At 60.9% G+C, this 17,703-nt stretch carries 13 protein-coding genes and 1 pseudogene; 9 read left to right on the forward strand and 5 right to left on the reverse strand.

The window, feature by feature from the left end:
* Window positions 1–149 precede the first annotated feature (149 nt).
* Window positions 150–3,290 carry a CusA/CzcA family heavy metal efflux RND transporter gene (locus HY852_RS08335; protein WP_291603960.1) on the reverse strand — a complete coding sequence of 1,047 codons (3,141 nt, stop codon included), beginning with the start codon at window positions 3,288–3,290 and terminating at the stop codon, window positions 150–152.
* A gap of 21 nt (window positions 3,291–3,311) precedes the next feature.
* The gene (locus tag HY852_RS08340) at window positions 3,312–4,499 is read right to left on the reverse strand and encodes an efflux RND transporter periplasmic adaptor subunit (protein WP_291603961.1); all 1,188 of its coding nucleotides are present in this window, start codon (window positions 4,497–4,499) and stop codon (window positions 3,312–3,314) included.
* Window positions 4,500–4,818: 319 nt separating this feature from the next.
* Here HY852_RS08340 and HY852_RS08345 point away from each other — a divergent pair, with 319 nt between their 5' ends.
* From HY852_RS08345 to HY852_RS08375, 7 genes are all read left to right on the forward strand, one after another.
* Window positions 4,819–6,060, forward strand: coding sequence for an efflux RND transporter periplasmic adaptor subunit (locus HY852_RS08345; RefSeq protein WP_291603962.1), 1,242 nt, complete (start codon window positions 4,819–4,821; stop codon window positions 6,058–6,060).
* A gap of 436 nt (window positions 6,061–6,496) precedes the next feature.
* Entirely contained in the window at window positions 6,497–7,357 is an 861-nt protein-coding gene (locus tag HY852_RS08350) for an N-acyl homoserine lactonase family protein (protein WP_291603963.1), read from the forward strand.
* A gap of 61 nt (window positions 7,358–7,418) precedes the next feature.
* Complete coding sequence (locus HY852_RS08355; protein ID WP_291603964.1) at window positions 7,419–8,216, forward strand: ABC transporter ATP-binding protein; 798 nt, start codon at window positions 7,419–7,421, stop codon at window positions 8,214–8,216.
* On the forward strand, window positions 8,213–8,914 hold the full coding sequence (locus tag HY852_RS08360; protein WP_291603965.1) for an ABC transporter permease subunit: 702 nt from the start codon (window positions 8,213–8,215) through the stop codon (window positions 8,912–8,914). The genes HY852_RS08355 and HY852_RS08360 overlap by 4 nt, the downstream gene beginning before the upstream one ends.
* A gap of 239 nt (window positions 8,915–9,153) precedes the next feature.
* A complete protein-coding gene (locus HY852_RS08365; protein WP_291603966.1) occupies window positions 9,154–10,470 on the forward strand; it encodes a Gldg family protein in 1,317 nt (438 codons plus the stop codon).
* Between the two features lie 113 nt (window positions 10,471–10,583).
* Entirely contained in the window at window positions 10,584–10,988 is a 405-nt protein-coding gene (locus tag HY852_RS08370; protein WP_291603967.1) for a DUF4340 domain-containing protein, read from the forward strand.
* Window positions 10,985–12,040, forward strand: coding sequence for a HupE/UreJ family protein (locus HY852_RS08375; RefSeq protein WP_291603968.1), 1,056 nt, complete (start codon window positions 10,985–10,987; stop codon window positions 12,038–12,040). Before HY852_RS08370 ends, HY852_RS08375 begins: the two co-directional genes overlap by 4 nt.
* 228 nt (window positions 12,041–12,268) lie before the next feature.
* Here HY852_RS08375 and HY852_RS08380 read toward each other — a convergent pair whose 3' ends face one another.
* Window positions 12,269–12,496, reverse strand: a complete 228-nt coding sequence (locus HY852_RS08380; protein ID WP_291603969.1) for a cysteine rich repeat-containing protein — start codon at window positions 12,494–12,496, stop codon at window positions 12,269–12,271.
* A gap of 543 nt (window positions 12,497–13,039) precedes the next feature.
* On the opposite strand from HY852_RS08380, the gene HY852_RS08385 reads away from it, so the two are divergent.
* Window positions 13,040–13,234 (forward strand): hypothetical protein, encoded by a 195-nt coding sequence (locus tag HY852_RS08385; protein WP_291603970.1) that lies wholly within the window; start codon window positions 13,040–13,042, stop codon window positions 13,232–13,234.
* 108 nt (window positions 13,235–13,342) lie between these two features.
* On the forward strand, window positions 13,343–14,572 hold the full coding sequence (locus tag HY852_RS08390) for an NAD(P)-binding domain-containing protein (protein WP_291603971.1): 1,230 nt from the start codon (window positions 13,343–13,345) through the stop codon (window positions 14,570–14,572).
* Between the two features lie 994 nt (window positions 14,573–15,566).
* Here the strand turns inward: HY852_RS08390 and HY852_RS08395 are convergent.
* Both HY852_RS08395 and HY852_RS08400 read right to left on the reverse strand, forming a co-directional pair.
* Window positions 15,567–16,765, reverse strand: a pseudogene (locus HY852_RS08395) (IS91 family transposase).
* Window positions 16,766–16,778: 13 nt separating this feature from the next.
* Entirely contained in the window at window positions 16,779–17,654 is an 876-nt protein-coding gene (locus HY852_RS08400; RefSeq protein WP_291603972.1) for a site-specific integrase, read from the reverse strand.
* Between the last annotated feature and the right edge of the window lie 49 nt (window positions 17,655–17,703).

Consider the following 17,703-nt stretch of genomic DNA (forward strand, 5'->3'; position numbering starts at 1 on the left):
CAAAGCGAAAATGCGAGGTGTGCTCAGGTATACCTTCGTTGTAGCAGCGGCGCTGGCTCTTTAGGTGATTCCGTTCTCGGCCTCTTGCCAATCTATTGAAATTGGAACAGGGAGCGTGGGAGCGGGGCGAAAGCAAACGTTCGGAAGAATTAGTGATTCACAACCTCTCTGACCATGCCGGTCTTCTTGATTGCCGGCATCCACAACCTTGCCAACACAGGGATCACCAGCAGGCTGCAGATCGGAGACAGCAGCATGCCGCCGACGATGACGCAGGCCAGCGGCTGCTGCACCTGCGAGCCGATTCCGGTCGAGATGGCCGCCGGGACCAGTCCGATGCAAGCCGACAGTCCGGTCATGAAGATCTGCCGCATCCGCGTTTCGGACGCGCGGATGATCGCATCTTCCGTCCCCATGCCTTCGTCGATGTCGCGGCGGATATAGGACATCAGCAGGATGCCATCCATAGCTGAGACACCGAACAGCGAGATGAACCCGACCGCGGCCGATACGCTGAAGTTCAGGCCTCCGATGTAGAGCCCGAGAATTCCGCCGGCCACCGCGAACGGAATACCCGACAGCGCCAGCAGGCTGTCCCGTATCGAATTGAACAGGCTGTACAACAGCATCAGGATCAGAAGCAGGCTCAATGGTACGATCACCGCGAGCCGCTTCTTGGCATCCAGCAGAGCGCCGTACTCACCCGACCACTCCATCGAATAGCCTTGGGGAAGCGGAACATTCTTCTGGATCCGGTCCTGGGCCTCGGCCACGGTCGAACCAAGATCCCGATCGCGGACGCTGTATTTTAGCGGAATGAAGCGCTGGCTGTTCTCGCGATAGATATAGGCCGCGCCGCTGACGAGCTTGATCTCGCCGAGATCGCCGAGCCGGATATACGCGGTCGGCGTCTTTGAATCCGAATTCGGCAACGCTACTGGGATGGCGCGAATGGCTTCGACGTCTTTGCGGAATTCCGTCGCCAGACGCACGGTCAGCGCGAAAATCATCTCGCCTTCATACACTTTGGAAACTTCCTGACCACCGATGGCGGCCTGGACCACGGAATTGATGTCCGCGGTAGAGAAGCCGTAGCGCGCGGCCTTGGCGCGATCGATCCGTACGATCAGGTTGGGCTGGCCAAGCAGATTGAAACTCGCGGGGTCGGCGACGCCGCGGACGCCCGAGAGTTCGGTCTTCACCGATTTGGACAGCCGTTCCAGCTCATTGAGGTCCTTGCCGAAGATCTTGATCGAGTTCTCGCCCTTCACGCCGGAAACGGCTTCCTCCATATTGTCCTGGATGTATTGCGAGAAATTGAAATCGACGCCGACGAATTCGCGGTTGAGCCGCTCGCTCATATGCTTGACCATCTGCTCCTTGGTCAGTCCCGCCGGCCATTTGTCGAATGGCTTGAGCGGAACAAAGAACTCGGCAAGAAACGAACCGTCGGGATCGGTGCCTTCATCGCCGCGTCCCTGCTCGGAAAACACGGTTTGGACCGGCGCATAGCTCGAAATGATAGCTCGGATCCTCGTTACCGTATCCATCCCGGCCTCCAGCGTGATGGTCGGCGGCATTACGGCTCGGATCCAGAGATTACCCTCTTCCAGCTTGGGCAGGAATTCGGTACCGAGCCTCAGCCCGAGACTGAGACACAGCACCAGAAATACCGACGCGATGGCCGCCGAGGGGCGATAGTTGCGAACCGCGCGCACCAGAACGGCCTGGTAGACGCTGCGGAGATGACGGACCACAAAGGTTTCCACTTCCTGCACGTGCGACGGCAGCAGGATCGATGCCAGCACCGGCGTCACGGTGAAGGTCGCGATGACCGCCCCCAGCAGTGCATAAGCATAGGTCCGCGCCATCGGCCCGAAGATCTGCCCTTCCACACCCTGCATCGTGAAAAGCGGGAGGAAGGCTGCGATCGTGATGATGACCGAAAAGAAGATCGCCTTGTCGACTTCGACTGCACCAGTCAGGACCCGGTGGAGCTTGTCGCTGAGCCTTGCCGGGCGCTCCTGGGACACCCCGGGCGTGTGATGGGCGATATGACGGAATATGTTCTCGACCATGATCACGGTGCCGTCGACGATGATGCCGAGATCGATGGCGCCGACCGACAGCAGGTTCGCAGACTCCCCGCGCATCACCGTGATCATCACGGCCAGGAACAGCGCGACCGGAATCGTCGCCGCGACGATCAGCGCGCAGCGCAGATCGCCGAGGAACACCCACTGGATCAGGAAGATTAGGGCGATGCCGAACAGCAGATTGTGCAGCACCGTCTGCACAGTGATCGCGACCAGGTCGCCACGATCGTAGAACGGCACGATCTTGACGCCCGGCGGCAGTGATCCGTCGGCGTTAATCCGCTCGACCGCCGTCCGCACGCGCTTGACAACATCCATGGTGCGTTCGAGCTTCTGCATCAGCACGATGCCGGTGACGACGTCGGTCTTCTCGTCACGACCGGCCAAACCGAGCCGGGGCGCGAAGCCGATCTGGACCTTGGCTACATCCGAAACCAGCACCGGCACGCCGCCCTGCTGGGTCAGCACGATGTTGCCGATATCCTCCATCGAGGTGATGACGCCGATGCTGCGGACGTTAACCGACTGTTCGCCCATCGCGATGGTGCGGCCGCCGACATTGGAATTGCTCGCCGAAATCGCAGTCATGATCTGCGGCAGCGTGAGCCCATAGGCCATCATGCGCTCGAGATTGATCTCGACCTGAAATTCCTTAGTTTTTCCGCCGAGGACGGCAACGTCCGCGACCCCAGGCACGATGCGCAGTTTGCGTTCGACCACCCAGTCCTGCAGCGCCTTCAGCCGCATGACGTCCATGCCGGGGGGGCCCACCAGCTCGTAGCGAAAGATCTCGCTGATGCCTCCGGCTGGCGAGATCACCGGCGTCACGCCGGCCGGCAGCACCGCGTCCTTCAGCCGGTTGATGGTCTGCTGACGCACGAAATGATAGTCGCGGCCATATTCGAACTGAAGGCGGACGAAACCGAGCCCATAGACGGTGTTGGAGCGGATGAACTTCAGACTTGGCGTGCTGGCGACCGCGACCTCGATCGGGATAGTGATGTAACGCTCGACTTCCTCGGGGGACTGGCCCGCTTGTTGAGCGATGATCTCGATAATCGGCGGCGCCGGATCGGGATAGGCTTCAATGTTCAGCGTCAGGAAAGCCGTGTAGCCGAGTCCGAGAAAAGCTGCGAACGCAACCAGTACAAGCAGCCGCCGGGAGAGGCAGAACGCAATCAGACTACGCAGCATGAAGGGCTCCGGCCGACCAGCTCATTGACGCCACTCGTTATCGACGAAAATCGCGCCGCGCGCGACGACCAGTTCGCCGACATTGAGGCCGCTGCGAATCTGCGTCAGCCCGTCCTGCTGGATACCGATGTCGACGACGCGGCGCTTGAACAGCATCGGCTCTGTTTCGACCCACACCGTCGCAGCGTCGCCTTCGCGGATCACCGCGTTGGTCGGCACCGCCGGTGTGGTCGAAGGTTCTGCGGTCCCAATTTTGAAGCTCGCGAACATCTCGGACTTGAGCACGCCGTCCGGATTGCCGATCTCCGAGCGCACCACGACTCGGCGCGTGGTCAGGTCCGAAGCCGAGCTGATGTTGGCGATACGCGCCCTGAACGTACGGTTTGGCACTGCCGCAACCTTCGCCTCGATCTCCTGGCCAACCCGCACAGACGCGATATCCTGTTCGAAGATCTGGGCCTTCAGCCACATCGTCGAAAGGTCGGCGATCACATACAGCGCCTCGCCGGAATCGGCTTTGACATATTGGCCCGGGCCGACCTTGCGCGAGATGACGGTGCCGTCGATCGGCGCGGCGATCCCGGTGATGCGAGCGATCGTGCCGCGCTGCTCGAGTTCCGAAATTTCCGCATCGGTGCGTCCAAGGATCCGCAGACGGATGCGGGCCGCCTCGAACGCGGTGTCAGTCGACCGCATGTCGCTCTCCGCAGCGGCAAGCTGCGCCTCAGCCTGCTGCAAATCCTTGAACGGAGCAGCCTTGCCCTCATATAGATCGCGGGTGCGCTTCTCGACGATCTGCGCCAGATTGAGCTGCGAGCGCGCCTTGTTTCTGGCGGTCTGGGCGGCAATGAATTCGTTCTGCGGCGGCCCCTGCTCGGGGCTGTCGATTTCCAGCAGCGGATCGCCGCTCTTGACCTGATCACCGACTTTGGCAATCAGACGGATAACACGGCCGGAGAACGGCGTCAGCACGCTCGTGCTGGCATCCTCATTGAACGAGATCTGACCGATCGCCGATCGCTGATCGAGGAACGCATAGGGCTCAACCTTAACGACCTCGAGCTGGTGCATCTGGTCGGCGACGACGCGGACAAAATCGTCTCCCTTCATTGTGCCGTCGGCGATCGCAAAAGACGTCGACAGCACCAGCGCGAAAAGCACCGCCGACAGACGCCGAAATGACAGTGTGGCAGCGATCGAAACCACCATGAACAGGTGCCCCTCCCTGACTATTTTTCTAGGGTCAATGCGGATTCCTAGGCCCAATTTACCAGCTACAACCACCCACCGGTCCACGCATCAATTCCCCTTCGGCGATCGCAGCACTAGCTCGGAAAGGGAGCTTATCCCAGCTGCAGTTCACGTGGCTTTGTTGGTGCGCTGCACCAAGCCGCCGGTAGCGGCAGCGGGCCGTCTACACACATATCCGGTGACAAAAGCAACTTATGGGAGTTAAAAATATGAGTTGCGAGTGTTTCCTGTAAAGGCTAAGCGCTCGGGATGAGCCGGCCGCCAGCCCCCGAGGTCAATGCTAACGGAAGTTGTCGACAGATTTCGGCAGATTAGCCGTCAGCGGCTGGCCGTTGGCCTGGCCTCGATAGCTATTTTGTTTGCCGCTGCGGGACTGCTTTATCCAGGAAAGGCGCCGAGCGATCATACCGAGGTGTCGAGCCAATCCCGCAAGAGATTGCAGCGCTACACCCCGACCCAGGTCGAATGGGCCAGCCTGACCATTCAGCCGGTAACCGAACGAGCCTTCCACGCCGAGCATGTCACCGAAGGCAAGATCGCAGTCGACGAGGACCGCTCGACACCGGTGTTTTCGCCCTATGCCGGCCGGGTCATCAAGTTTCTGGCGCGGCCGGGCGACAGCGTCACGCAAGGGCAGCCGCTATGCGTGATTGAGGCCGCCGACAACGTGCAGGCGCAGAACGACTTCATTGCGGCCATGACCGTTCTGAACAAGGCCAAGTCGGCGCTCAATCTGGCGCAACAGCAAGACAAGCGTGCCAAGGATCTGTTCGATGGCAAGGCCGTTCCGCTGAAGGACTATCAGCAGAGCCAGGCAACCCTGATCCAGGCGCAGAACGATCTGCGCTCGGCGCAAACGGCGCTTGGAGCCGCGCACAACAAATTGCGCATCCTTGGCCTGACCGATGACGCAATATCGACCTTCCAGGAAAAGGGCCGCATCAACCCGGAAACGACGATCTTCGCGCCGATCGCAGGCACTGTGGTGCAGCGGAAGGTGGGACTCGGTCAATATGTTAATTCCGGTCCTGGCGATCCGCTGTTTGTGATCGGCGATCTCTCCACCGTCTGGCTTACTGCCTTCGTGCGGGAGACCGAAGCCTCCGCAGTGTCGATCGGGCAAGAACTGACCTTCAGCCTACTGGCATTGCCCGACCGTACTCTAACCGGGCACATCAATTATGTGGCGGCGGCCGTCGATCCCACCACCCGACGGCTGCTCGTCCGCGCTACCGTGGACAATACCAGCGGCCAACTGAAGCCGGAAATGTTCGCCACCGTGACGATCTATGCGTCCGGCGATCAGCCGTCGGTCGGCGTGCCGAAGCAGGCTCTGATCTACGAAGGCGACATGGTCCGCGTATGGGTCGCGCACGAGGACAAGTCGATCGAACTGCGGCAGATCAAGACCGGTCTCATCAATGGCGACCTCGTCGAGGTCAGTGGCAATTTGAAGCCCGGCGAACAGATCGTCACCAACGGGAGCCTGTTCATCGACCGCGCTATGTCGGGCAGCTGATCTATCCAAAGCTCCGATCCAATTCGCCTCGCCCTTGCAGTTTCACTTCCGTATTTAACTCTGCAGTTTTGGTCTTGGGGCAACGAGCGCATCAACGCTCATCCCAGGTCGCGGACTCAGTAATACGCAACCAATGCGGATTGGCATGCAATGAGTTTTTCGTAGCGGGCGGGCAATCCGCGACATTGCTTGATCTTGTTGAAGAACCGTTGATCAAGTTGCGGGCGCAGCAGAGGCAGATTGGATCTGGGCGAAGGCCAAGAAAACGCCGGCAAGAAGGGCGTTGACCGAGGATGGCCTATTTTCAAATGGCATTCCCAACTTGCTTTTGGTGGAGTGCTCAATCTATTCTCGGTTGGCTGGCCTCGACCGGGTCGGGGCGACGCCTTGTGGCTGCATAGACAGCCTGTAAAACGACGGCAAAGGAGGACACGCTATGACGAAGCATGTTGCCTTGAGTCTGGCTATCGCGCTCGGCCTTGCGGCACTGGCCGCGCCGGCCCCCGCACAAGAAGGGCCGAAACTCTACGTCTTCACATCCGGTTCGTTGGGTGGCTTTCCGAAGGCGGCGCTACAGATGGGCGGGCAAGGCAATATCGACTGGGCACCGGTGAGCTTCTACGTGCTCAAGCATCCCAAAGGCAACGTCATCATCGATACTGGAAACAACGACAAAACAATCACCGATCCCGAGGGATGGTGGGGGCCGCTGGCCAAGGGCTTCGGCCTTAAGATGACTAAGGATGACGCTATTCCGGCGCAGCTTGCCAAAATTGGCCTCAAGACCGACGACATCAAATACGTGGTGGTCGGTCACCTGCATCTCGATCACGGCGGAAACGTAGGCCAGTTCCCCAACTCGACTCTTATCGTCCAAGAAGACGAACTGAAGGCGGCCTGGTGGCCGGATGTCGGATTTTCCGTCTATTACATCCCGGGCGATTTCGCCGACACCAAGAAAATGAACATCATCCGGCTTAACGGCGACTTGGACCTGTTCGATGACGGTTCGGTGCGCATCATGCGGGGTCCCGGTCACACCCCTGGCAGCCAGTTTGTGACAGTCAAGCTACCCAAGACCGGCTCCGTCATCCTCACAAGCGATGTGGTCTACCTCAAGGAGAACCTCGACAAGAACCTAATCCCACCGATCCCGGGCACACAGAATCCCGGCGATGCCTACCGCAGTTATCAACGCATTCGGCTCGTGCGCGACGCCAATAACGCGCAGATTTTCTACGGACACGATCCGGAAATTTTCAAGGCAACGAAGAAAGCGCCCGAATTCTACGATTGAGATCTCAACCGGTGCAGGCTTTCCGGTTGGAGGGCCCGCACCAGACCTCCAGGCGAGCCCAATGCCGCGCGGCAACAAGCTTGTCTGCATTTCGGGACGCTGCATGACCTTCTTGTCGATTGACGCGACGCCGCGGGACGATGCGCCGGCCCGAGCGACGGATACTCCAGCCATTTCGGCGCTCAGCGTCAGCAAGCGCTACGGCTCGGTCATGGCGCTCGACCGGTTCACGCTAGACATTCGCCGCGGTGAGGTGTTCGGTTTGTTGGGACCGAACGGCTCCGGCAAAACCACGTTCATGCGGCTGCTCGCCGGCTATTTGCTGCCCTCCGCGGGGCGGCTCACGGTGGCGGGGCTAGACACAGTGCGCGAATCGATCGCGGTGAGACAACGGATCGGCTATGTGCCGGAATCGGCGCCTCTCTACCGGCAGATGCGGGTGGGCGAGTTCCTTGCATTCATGGCGCGGCTTCGCGGGCTGCCGGAGCGGGCTGTCGCGGCCGCCGTAGAGCGTGTGGTCGACCGGCTGGCGTTGGGCGCCGTCGTCGACAAACCCACCCGGGCCCTGTCGCGCGGCTATCGCCAGCGGACTGCACTTGCCCAGGCGTTGATCCACGATCCAGACATTCTTATCCTCGACGAGCCGACCAACGGGCTTGATCCGCGGCAGATCATTGAAATGAGGGAGCTGATCCGCTCGCTTGCCGGGCGCCATACCGTGCTTATGAGTTCGCATATCCTGAGCGAGGTGGAGAAGACTTCGGACCGCGTGGCGGTTATGCTCAACGGCCGCTTGCTGGGGATCCGGGCGATCGCCGACACCCCCGATCTCGAAAGCTGGTTCTTGTCGCTAACATGAGAACGCTGCGCATCCTCTTCGCTAAGGAGCTGAACGCGACCCTGACTTCGCCGATCGGCTACACGGTTGCAGCCGTGTTCCTTCTCGTGCTCGGCTATACGTTCAGCCTGACGCTGTTCGTTACCAAGGTCGCGAACCTCCAGTATATTTTTCACCAAATGTACGTCCTGTCGATCCTGCTGGTGCCCGTGCTGACCATGCGCACGTTCGCCGAGGAGCGGCGGTCTGAAACGCTGGAACTGCTGCTCACTGCGCCCATTCGGGAACTTTCCGTCGTCCTGGCGAAGTATGCCGCTACGTTGACGCTCGTGATCGGCATTTTCGCGCTGACGCTTATCTACGCTCTCATCCTCGACCGCTACGGCGAACCGGACTGGGGACCGATCTACGCAGGCTATCTTGCGCTGGCGCTCCACGCCTCGCTGCTGGTGGCGGTCGGCCTATTGATGTCGAGCATTACCGAGAACCAGGTGGTCGCCGCGGCGTTGTCGATCGGCGCGTTCCTGATGCTCTGGTTCGCCGACTCAGTATCCTATCTACTGCCGCCGCCGTTTGACAGCTTTGCCATAAACCTTTCCTTGATCGGCCATTTCAAACCGATGGTCAGCGGCTCGGTGTTCCTGTCGGACATCGGTTATTTCGTCACCGCGAGCATGCTTGCGCTTTTCCTCACCGCCTGGGGGCTTGCCCAGAGATGAGCGACCAGCAAGGTCCCACAAACCTGCCGGCCGAGGACGCGACTTTTCTTCAACACCTCCTTCAGCCGCTGCAATCGCTTGACTGGGTCAATCTCGGCTGGTTTGCGGGAGTGATCTTCGCTCTGGCGGTACTGTTTGCGGCCGGGCTGAAGTTGCCGGTGCGGCTCGCCTTCGCCAGCCGCATTGCATCCGCCACTCTCGTCCTCGCCGTCGCCGGGGCAGTCACGATCCTCGCCAATGTGGCGCTGTTCCGCCACGACGCTCATCTCGACCTTACCCACGAAAAAGCCTTCACCCCGTCGGCAGAGGCGCGCGGGATCGTGCGCACGCTCAGCGAACCCATCGAGGTGGCTTATTTCTACCAGAAGCAGAATCAGGCTGCTCGCGCGCTGGGTGCCATGCTGCGGCAGCTCGAGCGGGAGAACGGGAATTTTCGCGTGCAGCTGATAGACGCCGACCAGAATCCAGCGCTGGCCAGTAGCCAAGGCGTGCGAACCTACAATTCGGCGCTGCTACGGCTCGGTGAGCGCCGCGTCGAAGTGATCACCACCGACGACCGCGAGATCGCGCTCGGTGTGTTGCGGCTGCTACGCATACGCGAGGTCGTGATCTGCTTCGCGTCGGGGCATGGTGAATACGACATCGACAATTTCGAGTTTCACACGCATTTCGAAGGCGCCCACAACCACAGCCACCACGCCTCCGGCACCGGTGTGGTGCTGATGGAACAGCATGGTCTTGGCCGCCTGAGGCGCGCCATCGAGAAGCTTGGCCTGACCGCCCGCAAGATCTCCTTCGCTACGGGCGAGCCGATACCGGATGATTGCGCCGCGATGATCGAAGCAAATCCGCGGACCCGGTACAGCCCCGGCGAAGCCGACGCGATGCGCCGCTATCTGGAGCGCGGTGGCTCTGCGATGTTCCTGATCGAGCCGGACTATGCCCTCGACGAGAGCATCGCGGCCTTGCTTGCTGGCGCTGGAATTGCGGTGCGCGAGGGCGTGATCGTCGATCCGACTGAGCACTATTTCACCGATGAGCAGATGATCGCCGTATCGCGCTACGGTTCCCACCCTGTCACACGGGGACTGGCACTGTCGTTCTATCCCGGTGCGCGGCCGTTAGAGGTCGTGCCGGTGCCGGGTGTGAGAGCAACGCCACTGGCTGTCAGCAGCGCCGACAGCTACGTGATCGCAAATCGTCTGGAGGATCAGACAAAGGCCAAGTCCGGCCCGCGCGCATCACAGATCATCGAGCTCGCCGCCGAGGGACGGTTGAATGGATCGGCAACGACCTTCCGATTGATTGTCGCGGGCGACGCCGATTTTGCTTCCAATTCCTTCTTTCCCTATTTGGCCAACTCCGACGCCGTGCTGGCCGGAATCTCTTGGCTGACGCGTGAGGAACGGGCGCCAGCGATGAAACCGCCGGTCGAGGTGCTGCCCACGGTGTCGCTCACCGGCGATCAGATGCGCGGCATCTTTTTCGTCACGGTTTTGTTGATCCCCGGGCTGATCGCATTCGCCGGCAGCGCGATGTGGTGGTGGCGGCGATGAGCCGGCTGGTCTGGGCAGCGGCCGCGCTCGGGGCCACAGCCTTCCTCGCGGGGCTGGCGTTTACCGGCGGTCGCGGCGGTCCCGGGCTTGAGCCGTTTAGGCCGAGGGGTTTGATGACGATCCCGGTCGAGGACGTGCGCGAGGTTGATGTCACAGCCTCGAACGGCCATTGGCACTTCATGCGCACCCAGGACGGCTGGCGCGCCACGATAGGGGCAACCACCACAGGTTTCGAGACGCGCCTGGACAGCGCACTTCGGCTCCTGCGCAATTCGGGGCCAGACCGCGTTTTGACCGAGGCGGAAGTCAACCAAGCTGGCGCGGCGCAGTTTGGCCTCGCACCGCCCCGGCTCCGCATCATCGTCAGCGGGTCCGGCGCTTCCGTGTTCACCATCTCATTCGGCACCACCAATCCGATAGGCCTGTCGCACTATGCGAGGCTGGAGGGCAGTCGGGAGATCGCGCTTCTGCCCGCATTCGTGGCCGAGGAATGGGAGCGGATGGGAGGAACTCCGTGACAACGAGGCTCGCGGGATGGGCCCCACTCTGGCTAATGCTTATTGGTTGCGGCGGCGCGCTTGCCCATGTGACCGCGAGCGGACTATTGCGCATCGAATTCACAGGCGGGCGCATGCTTTACGCGCTCTCGGTCGCCTTGCCTGAACTGCCGGCCGCCTCGGTGATGATCCTCACTGCCGCCGCCAATGGCGACCGCGCAGCGGCGGAGTTGGTGGCTGAGGCGGCGCGAAGGAGCGTCACGGTCGACCTCGAGGACGGACGCTGCCGGACCGGACGGGTACGCATTGGTGGTGCGGGCACCAACGAGACGCGCGCGACGGTCGAGATCGACTTCGGCTGCGACGCTTCGCATGGCCGCCTCGCCATCACTGAGGACTGGCGCGCCTTTCTGGGCGAGCACTACCAGACCATCGGCACTCTCCGTACGCCGAGCGGCGAGCGCCAGGTGATCTTCGGCGAGGAATCGAGGTCCGTTACTGTGGACATCGATCGCACCTTGGCGACGGGTTGGTTTGACTTCGTCAAGCTCGGCATCAAGCACATCCTGACCGGCTATGACCATCTGCTGTTCCTCGTGGCGCTGCTCGCCACTGCGAGAGGCGCATGGTCGGTGGTGCGCATCGTCACGGCCTTCACGCTAGCTCACAGCGTGACGTTGTCCATTTCGGCGCTAGGCATTGTGACGTTACCTGACCGCATCATTGAGCCGCTGATTGCGGCGACGATCGTCTGGGTCGCGCTGGAAAATCTCTTCGCGGTCGATCCAGATCGCATGCGTTGGATGTGGAGCTTCGGTTTCGGCCTAGTGCACGGCTTCGGGTTTGCCTCGGTTCTCGGCGAGCTCGGCTTGAATGGGGCGGCCCTGGTGCGCGGGCTCGTCGGCTTCAATGTTGGAGTCGAGATCGGGCAACTAATTATCGTCGCCGCGTTCCTGCCGATGCTGACGTGGCTTGCACGTGGTCGCGGCACTCGGCTGACCCCGCGCATCGCCTCACTGGCGGTAGCCGTCATCGGCACCTACTGGTTGGTCGAACGCATCTTTATCGAGTGAGCTACTGCTGTTGGAGAGCGCAAGCCGCGAGTTGAGGATCGAACCTTACAAGTCCGTGATTGCTTCAGACAGTCCGTGGCCGTTACTGCCCGAATGGTTTCTCAGAGGAGGCAATGCCTCCTGCAAATGCGCCGTGTTCCTCCGGTGGATTGATGAAAGCTGCAAGTTCTGGCAACCCGTGCAAAGCACTTGGAGCCGCCGTCAGAGACAGAGCAAGAACCAAAATCCTCACATGCCGTGACTCTCAAATACCTTCTGGCAGCTCTTGCTCAGCCTGGTTCTATTCTGCTGCAAACATCGCTGAACAGCTCCATCATCACCCAATTGCTGTCGGCAAAACCGCTGCGCGTCTCGTCTGCAGGCCTGCTGCTCTTGTGGCGTGCCCATATGACCCTGTGCCAACAACAACGATGTGTCGGCCAGCAAAATGAAAAGGGCGAGGGTAACATTGAGCATAGTAATCTCCTTATCGTGAAAGAAACAAACGTATTGCATGATCGACGGTTCCCCCCGACGGCTCCGAAGGATGCTGAGACCATATGCATTCCCTCACGCTGACAGGACGAGGGCTGGAATCGAACGCCGCCGCGCTCCGGCAAGTCACTTGGATCTCGTCAGAAGGAATGGAAGTCTCCCCTTCATGAAGCATCGGTGCTGCAAAAATGTAGACCGCCGCTCCCAGCGGAATCCTCGGCGCAAGCAGTCTCGGCCAGGGCGGACTGGAATAGTGAAGGAGCCGGAATCGGCCCCTCGGCGTGGCCGGGCGTAAAGACTGGGCCAGGTAAGAACCGCAAGCATCCGGCGATGGATCGCGTGATGGACTGAAGTTGCAACCAAAGGTATCCTTGTCGTCCATGATCGCGGGTTCTGACATCATCTATGAGCCGGCCTTCTGGGCCGTGCTGGCTGCTGGCCTAGGCCCGATTGCGATCAGCGGCATCCTCCTATGGTGGTCGCACAAGTGATCGCAACGAATGCCATGCTGCGAGGAGGAAGGGCATGTGCAGCAAAGTCCATGGAATGACCCGCTGGACGGACCGAAATTCAAGCAAAAGGCTGATTACAACAATGATTTCGCCTGGCATATCGTCGCCGACCATTAAACAGGCAAAGCAGACCGACGCGGCTGGTGAGGATGCCAAGGGCCAGATCGATGTCTTGCAGAAGCACCTGCCGAAAGGCGCATTGACTTAGCGGTTACGGAGCTCGCTGCAACGTACTTAAATCGTTGCGAACTGTGGCTTTTGGCCTAGACTTTGGCGTCACCGCATCCTGTGACTATGCGACGCTTTCAATCAGTTCATGGCTACTGAACAGATACAAACGCTCGTTGTGGGAGGAGGCCAGGCTGGGCTTGCAATGAGCCACATGCTCAAGGAGCGCGGATGCGAGCACCTCGTCCTGGAGCGTCATAGAATAGCCGAGCGCTGGCGGAGCGAACGCTGGGACGGATTGCGCTTTCAGTTTCCAAATTGGTCGGTCACCCTTCCCAACTTCCCTTTTCAGTCTGCCGAGCCGCACGCTTACGCCTCGGCTCGCGAGATTGCGGATTTCATTGGGGCTTATGCGCGTTTTGTCATGCCACCTATTCGCTGCGGCGTGAACGTTCAGCGCCTGCGCTGTCGGGACGCGTCGGCGGGATTTGTCGCGAAAACCTCCCAGGGAGAAATAGCGGCGAGGAATGTCGTCGTCGCAACGGGTCCATACCAGCGCCCATCGCAACCCTCCTTCCTGCCGGAAAAAGTCGACCTTCTTCAAATCCATGCGAGCAGCTATCGTAATCCGGCGCAGCTTCCTTCCGGCGCGGTGCTGATCATCGGCGGGGGCGCCTCGGGCGCACAGATTGCGGAAGAGCTCGTGCACGCAGGACGAACGGTTTACCTCTCAATCGGCAAGCATCGCAGGTTGCCGCGGCGGTACAGGGGACGCGATCTTATCTGGTGGATGTCCGCCTTGGGCCTCGACCGTGTTCCGGCCGAAAACCGCGGAGAGCACAACTCGCTGCCGCTGATTTCTGGCGCATTCGGGGGCAACACGATTGACTTCCGCCAATTCGCGGCGATGGGCGTCATCTTGCTGGGCCGTCTCGTCTCGGTCAGCGGACGGGTCTTCGAGTTTGCGCCGGACCTTGCCAAGAACATCGCGGACGGGGACATGTCCCTGATGATGTTCCTAGATATGGTCGACGCTCACATCAACTGCCACAATATGCTCGCGCCGGACGAGCCTTCAGCTCGCGAGATGTTACCTGATCCACCAAATCTGGCCACGGCCACTAAGCGGCTCGATCTTAGGACCGAAGGCATAAGCACAATCATTTCGGCTACAGGTTACGCCTACGACTTCGGATGGATCGATGCGCCACTCGTGTTGGATCAGCGGAGCCGGCCGATCCATCGGATGGGCATAACGGACCTGCCCGGTTTCTACTTTGTGGGCCTGCAATGGTTGTCGACCGTACGGTCTTCGCTGTTGTCGGGAGTGGGCGAGGATGCGCAAAGACTGGCAGATCATATTAAAGCTCGGGGCTAAATTCGCCTGGGCCGTCCGGTTTGCGCCAACAGCTGTGGTTCTCGCAATTCCGCTTGTGGCCCAATAGCGAAGACCGGACCAGCTCTAACGTTGTTTGCCTGTCGGGTTAGACCGGAAGTGCTTGGCCAGCGGCCACAACGACGCGTTTGACCCGAACCGGACCTGCTTGCAATTACAAGTCGAAAGGTCGTAATCGTGCCGCCGCTTAGAGCAGGGGAGGAAATTCGTGCGTAGGATATGCTTTGCCGTCGCCTTGTCAGCTGTGCTGACAGGAAGCTCGGCTAGTATTGCTAATTCCCAAACGGGTGCACCGCCCCAAAGCTCAGTTCCTGCTGCTATCGCCAAAGACTGCGAAGCGCACATCTTGAAGGAAAGACCTAAGACCAAATTCGTAGGACCGTTCGCTCGCTTGGTACCCCCAACCTCGTTTGCGCGAGCGATTAAGGAAGGAAGGGTCCATTCATGGACCGCATCGTCAAGCATTCTACGGGATGCAAATATTTTATTGGGGATGGCAAGCCTGTATTTGAGGGACTAATACCTGAAATCCAAATTCCACGGCGCAAGCTTATGCCCGGAGAGGAGTAACCGGGTGGCGGCGGATCCTGGCAAAGCGCCTAGCCGTCGGACTTTAGATCAGTCAGGTCCGCTTCTGTGAAGGGTTTCGGATGCCGGCCGCTTGAGGGACGGCGCCGCGTGTTCGGCGGCCGGCGTCCGAAAGCCTCCAAGGGAGGAAACCGCGCTTAAGGGAACGTAACGCCGTGCCGCAGTCGCTATGGGGATTTGAGTGCCGCGGGCGAGCCGGTTGATTGGGATCGATCCGATCCAGCAAGTTGGCCGACGGCGAAACGGCTTCTGAGTGAGCGGCGGGTCGCGTCAAACGCTGTGAGTTGTCGGACGATTTGAGGCGAGAGCTGGATAGCTGGGCGCGCTCTGCCGTGGCCGGTCCAGAGCCAGCGAGCGCGATGGGCAGATTTGCGGGATTGCGGCGCGGTCATGAGGTGTCGAGCCTGATGACGATCGTTGGAGCTGTCGGCCGATGCCGCGGCGTTGCACTGCGCGCGAACACCTCGATGATGATCATGCGACCGCCGCAGCATGGACAGCTCGGCTTGCTGGGATCGACGGCGGCAGCGGTTGGCTGGTCTTCTGGTTTTGCAACGGCGAGCAGCTCACGCGCACGGGCGATGTTGTCGGCGCAGGAGCTTTTGGCGAACAGGCCGCAGTGGCGGATGCGGTGGAAGCCGCGTGGCAGCACGTGGATGAGGAAGCGGCGGATGAACTCGTCAACCGCGAGTGTCATGGTCTTCTGCCGTTCGCGCTGCTTGGCGCGGTAATCCTTCCATTTGAACGTCACAGCGGCATCATCGACCGAGATCAGACGACTATTGGCGATCGCAACGCGGTGGGTGTAGCGCGACAGATAGGCCAGCACCGCTTCGGGTCCGCCGAACGGGCGCTTTGAGTAGACGACCCACTCGGCCTTGCGCAGCGGGGCGAGATAGGCCGCGAAGGATCGCGCATCGGCCAGATGGATGTTCTCGCCGAAGAAGCTGAGGCGGCCGGCTTGGTGCGCGGCGATGAGCTTCTCCAGGAACAGTCGGCGGAACAGGCGGGAGAGTACGCGCACGGGGAGGAAGAAGCCGGGCCGGCAGGACACCCAGCGCTGGCGTCGGGCGAGATGCCGCCGCCCGGCACGATCATGTGCACATGCGGGTGATGGGTGAGCGCCGAGCCCCAGGTGTGCAGCACGGAAGTGATGCCGATCCTGGCCCCCAAATGCTTCGGGTCGGCGGCGATCGTCAGCATGGTCACGGCCGAGACCTTGAACAGGAGATCGTAGATCACCGCCTTGTTCTGGTAGGCGATGTCGGCGATGGCCGCAGGCAGCGTGAACACGACGTGATAGTACGGCACCGGCAACAGGTCGGCCTCGCGGTCGGCAAGCCATTCCTTCGCGGCAGCGCCCTGGCACTTCGGGCAGTGCCGGTTGCGGCAGGAGTTGTAGGCGATGGTGGTATAGGCGCAGTCTTCGCAGCGCGCGACATGGCCGCCGAGCGCCGCTGTGCGGCAGCGCTCGATCGCCGACATCACCTTCATCTGGTCGAGGCTGACATGGCCGGCATTGGCTTTGCGCCATGCTCGGCCATGGCTGCGGAAGATATCCGCAACCGCCAAGGCTGGGCGCGACACGCGCGCGTTGGCGTCAGCCGGGCGGCCGGATCTCCTTGAGCTTGAGCGCGATGTGCTCCAGCGGGCTCATGACCTGGCTGATCGTCTTGGTGGCGACCCGGGTATAGAGCGCCGTGGTGTCGAGCTTGGCGTGACCGAGCAGCACCTGGATGACGCGGACGTCGATGTTCTGCTCGAGCAGGTGAGTGGCAAAGCTGTGCCGCAAGGTGTGCAGCGAGACGCGCTTGTTGATCTCCGCCATCTGGGCGGCGGCGTGACAGGCGCGGTTGAGCTGGCGCGTGGTCATCGGCTGCGCCGGATCGCGGCCCGGGAACAGCCAACCTTGCGGGCGCGCCGCTTTCCACCAGGTCCGCAGCAGATCGAGCAGGCTTGGCGACAGCATGACGTTACGGTCCTTGCCGCCCTTGCCCTGCTCGACGCGGATGATCATGCGCTTGCTGTCGATGTCGCAGACCTTGAGCGAGACCACCTCGGTGGCGCGCAGGCCGGCGCCGTAGGCTACGCTCAGTGCAGCCTTGTACTTGAGCCCGGATGCGGCATCGAGCAATCGCGCTACTTCCTCGACGCTCAGCACCACCGGCAGCCTGCGCGGCTCGTGGATGACGTGGGTATGCTCGACGATCTCGTGGCGCCTGAGCGTGACCCGGAAGAAGAACCGCAACGTCGAGACGGTCTGGTTGATGGTCGGCACGCCGACGCCGCTGGCCGCCAGATGCAACTGGTAGCGGCGCACGTCTTCGAAACTCGCTGTATCCGGCGATCGCCCAAGGAACGCAGCGAAGTTCTTGATTCTTTGCACGTAGTCATGTTGGGTCTTCGGCGCGAACTTGCGGATCGTCATGTCTTCGATCATGCGCCGGCGCAGCGGGCTCACTGCCTCGTCGGTCATGGGGATGCTCCTGTTTTGAGTGAAGGTTGCGAACCCCTCATCTCAAGAC

This window comes from Bradyrhizobium sp. (genome assembly GCF_016213215.1).
Lineage (GTDB): Bacteria > Pseudomonadota > Alphaproteobacteria > Rhizobiales > Xanthobacteraceae > Bradyrhizobium.

Excerpts from the sequence above, each read along its gene's own strand:
- HY852_RS08390 (WP_291603971.1), top strand. The coding sequence starts at position 13,343 with ATGGCTACTGAACAGATACAAACGCTCGTTGTGGGAGGAGGCCAGGCT.
- HY852_RS08335 (WP_291603960.1), bottom strand. The coding sequence starts at position 3,290 with ATGCTGCGTAGTCTGATTGCGTTCTGCCTCTCCCGGCGGCTGCTTGTA.
- HY852_RS08345 (WP_291603962.1), top strand. The coding sequence starts at position 4,819 with ATGCTAACGGAAGTTGTCGACAGATTTCGGCAGATTAGCCGTCAGCGG.
- HY852_RS08355 (WP_291603964.1), top strand. The coding sequence starts at position 7,419 with ATGCCGCGCGGCAACAAGCTTGTCTGCATTTCGGGACGCTGCATGACC.
- HY852_RS08380 (WP_291603969.1), bottom strand. The coding sequence starts at position 12,496 with ATGCTCAATGTTACCCTCGCCCTTTTCATTTTGCTGGCCGACACATCG.
- HY852_RS08400 (WP_291603972.1), bottom strand. The coding sequence starts at position 17,654 with ATGACCGACGAGGCAGTGAGCCCGCTGCGCCGGCGCATGATCGAAGAC.
- HY852_RS08360 (WP_291603965.1), top strand. The coding sequence starts at position 8,213 with ATGAGAACGCTGCGCATCCTCTTCGCTAAGGAGCTGAACGCGACCCTG.
- HY852_RS08350 (WP_291603963.1), top strand. The coding sequence starts at position 6,497 with ATGACGAAGCATGTTGCCTTGAGTCTGGCTATCGCGCTCGGCCTTGCG.
- HY852_RS08370 (WP_291603967.1), top strand. The coding sequence starts at position 10,584 with ATGACGATCCCGGTCGAGGACGTGCGCGAGGTTGATGTCACAGCCTCG.
- HY852_RS08340 (WP_291603961.1), bottom strand. The coding sequence starts at position 4,499 with ATGGTGGTTTCGATCGCTGCCACACTGTCATTTCGGCGTCTGTCGGCG.
- HY852_RS08385 (WP_291603970.1), top strand. The coding sequence starts at position 13,040 with ATGTGCAGCAAAGTCCATGGAATGACCCGCTGGACGGACCGAAATTCA.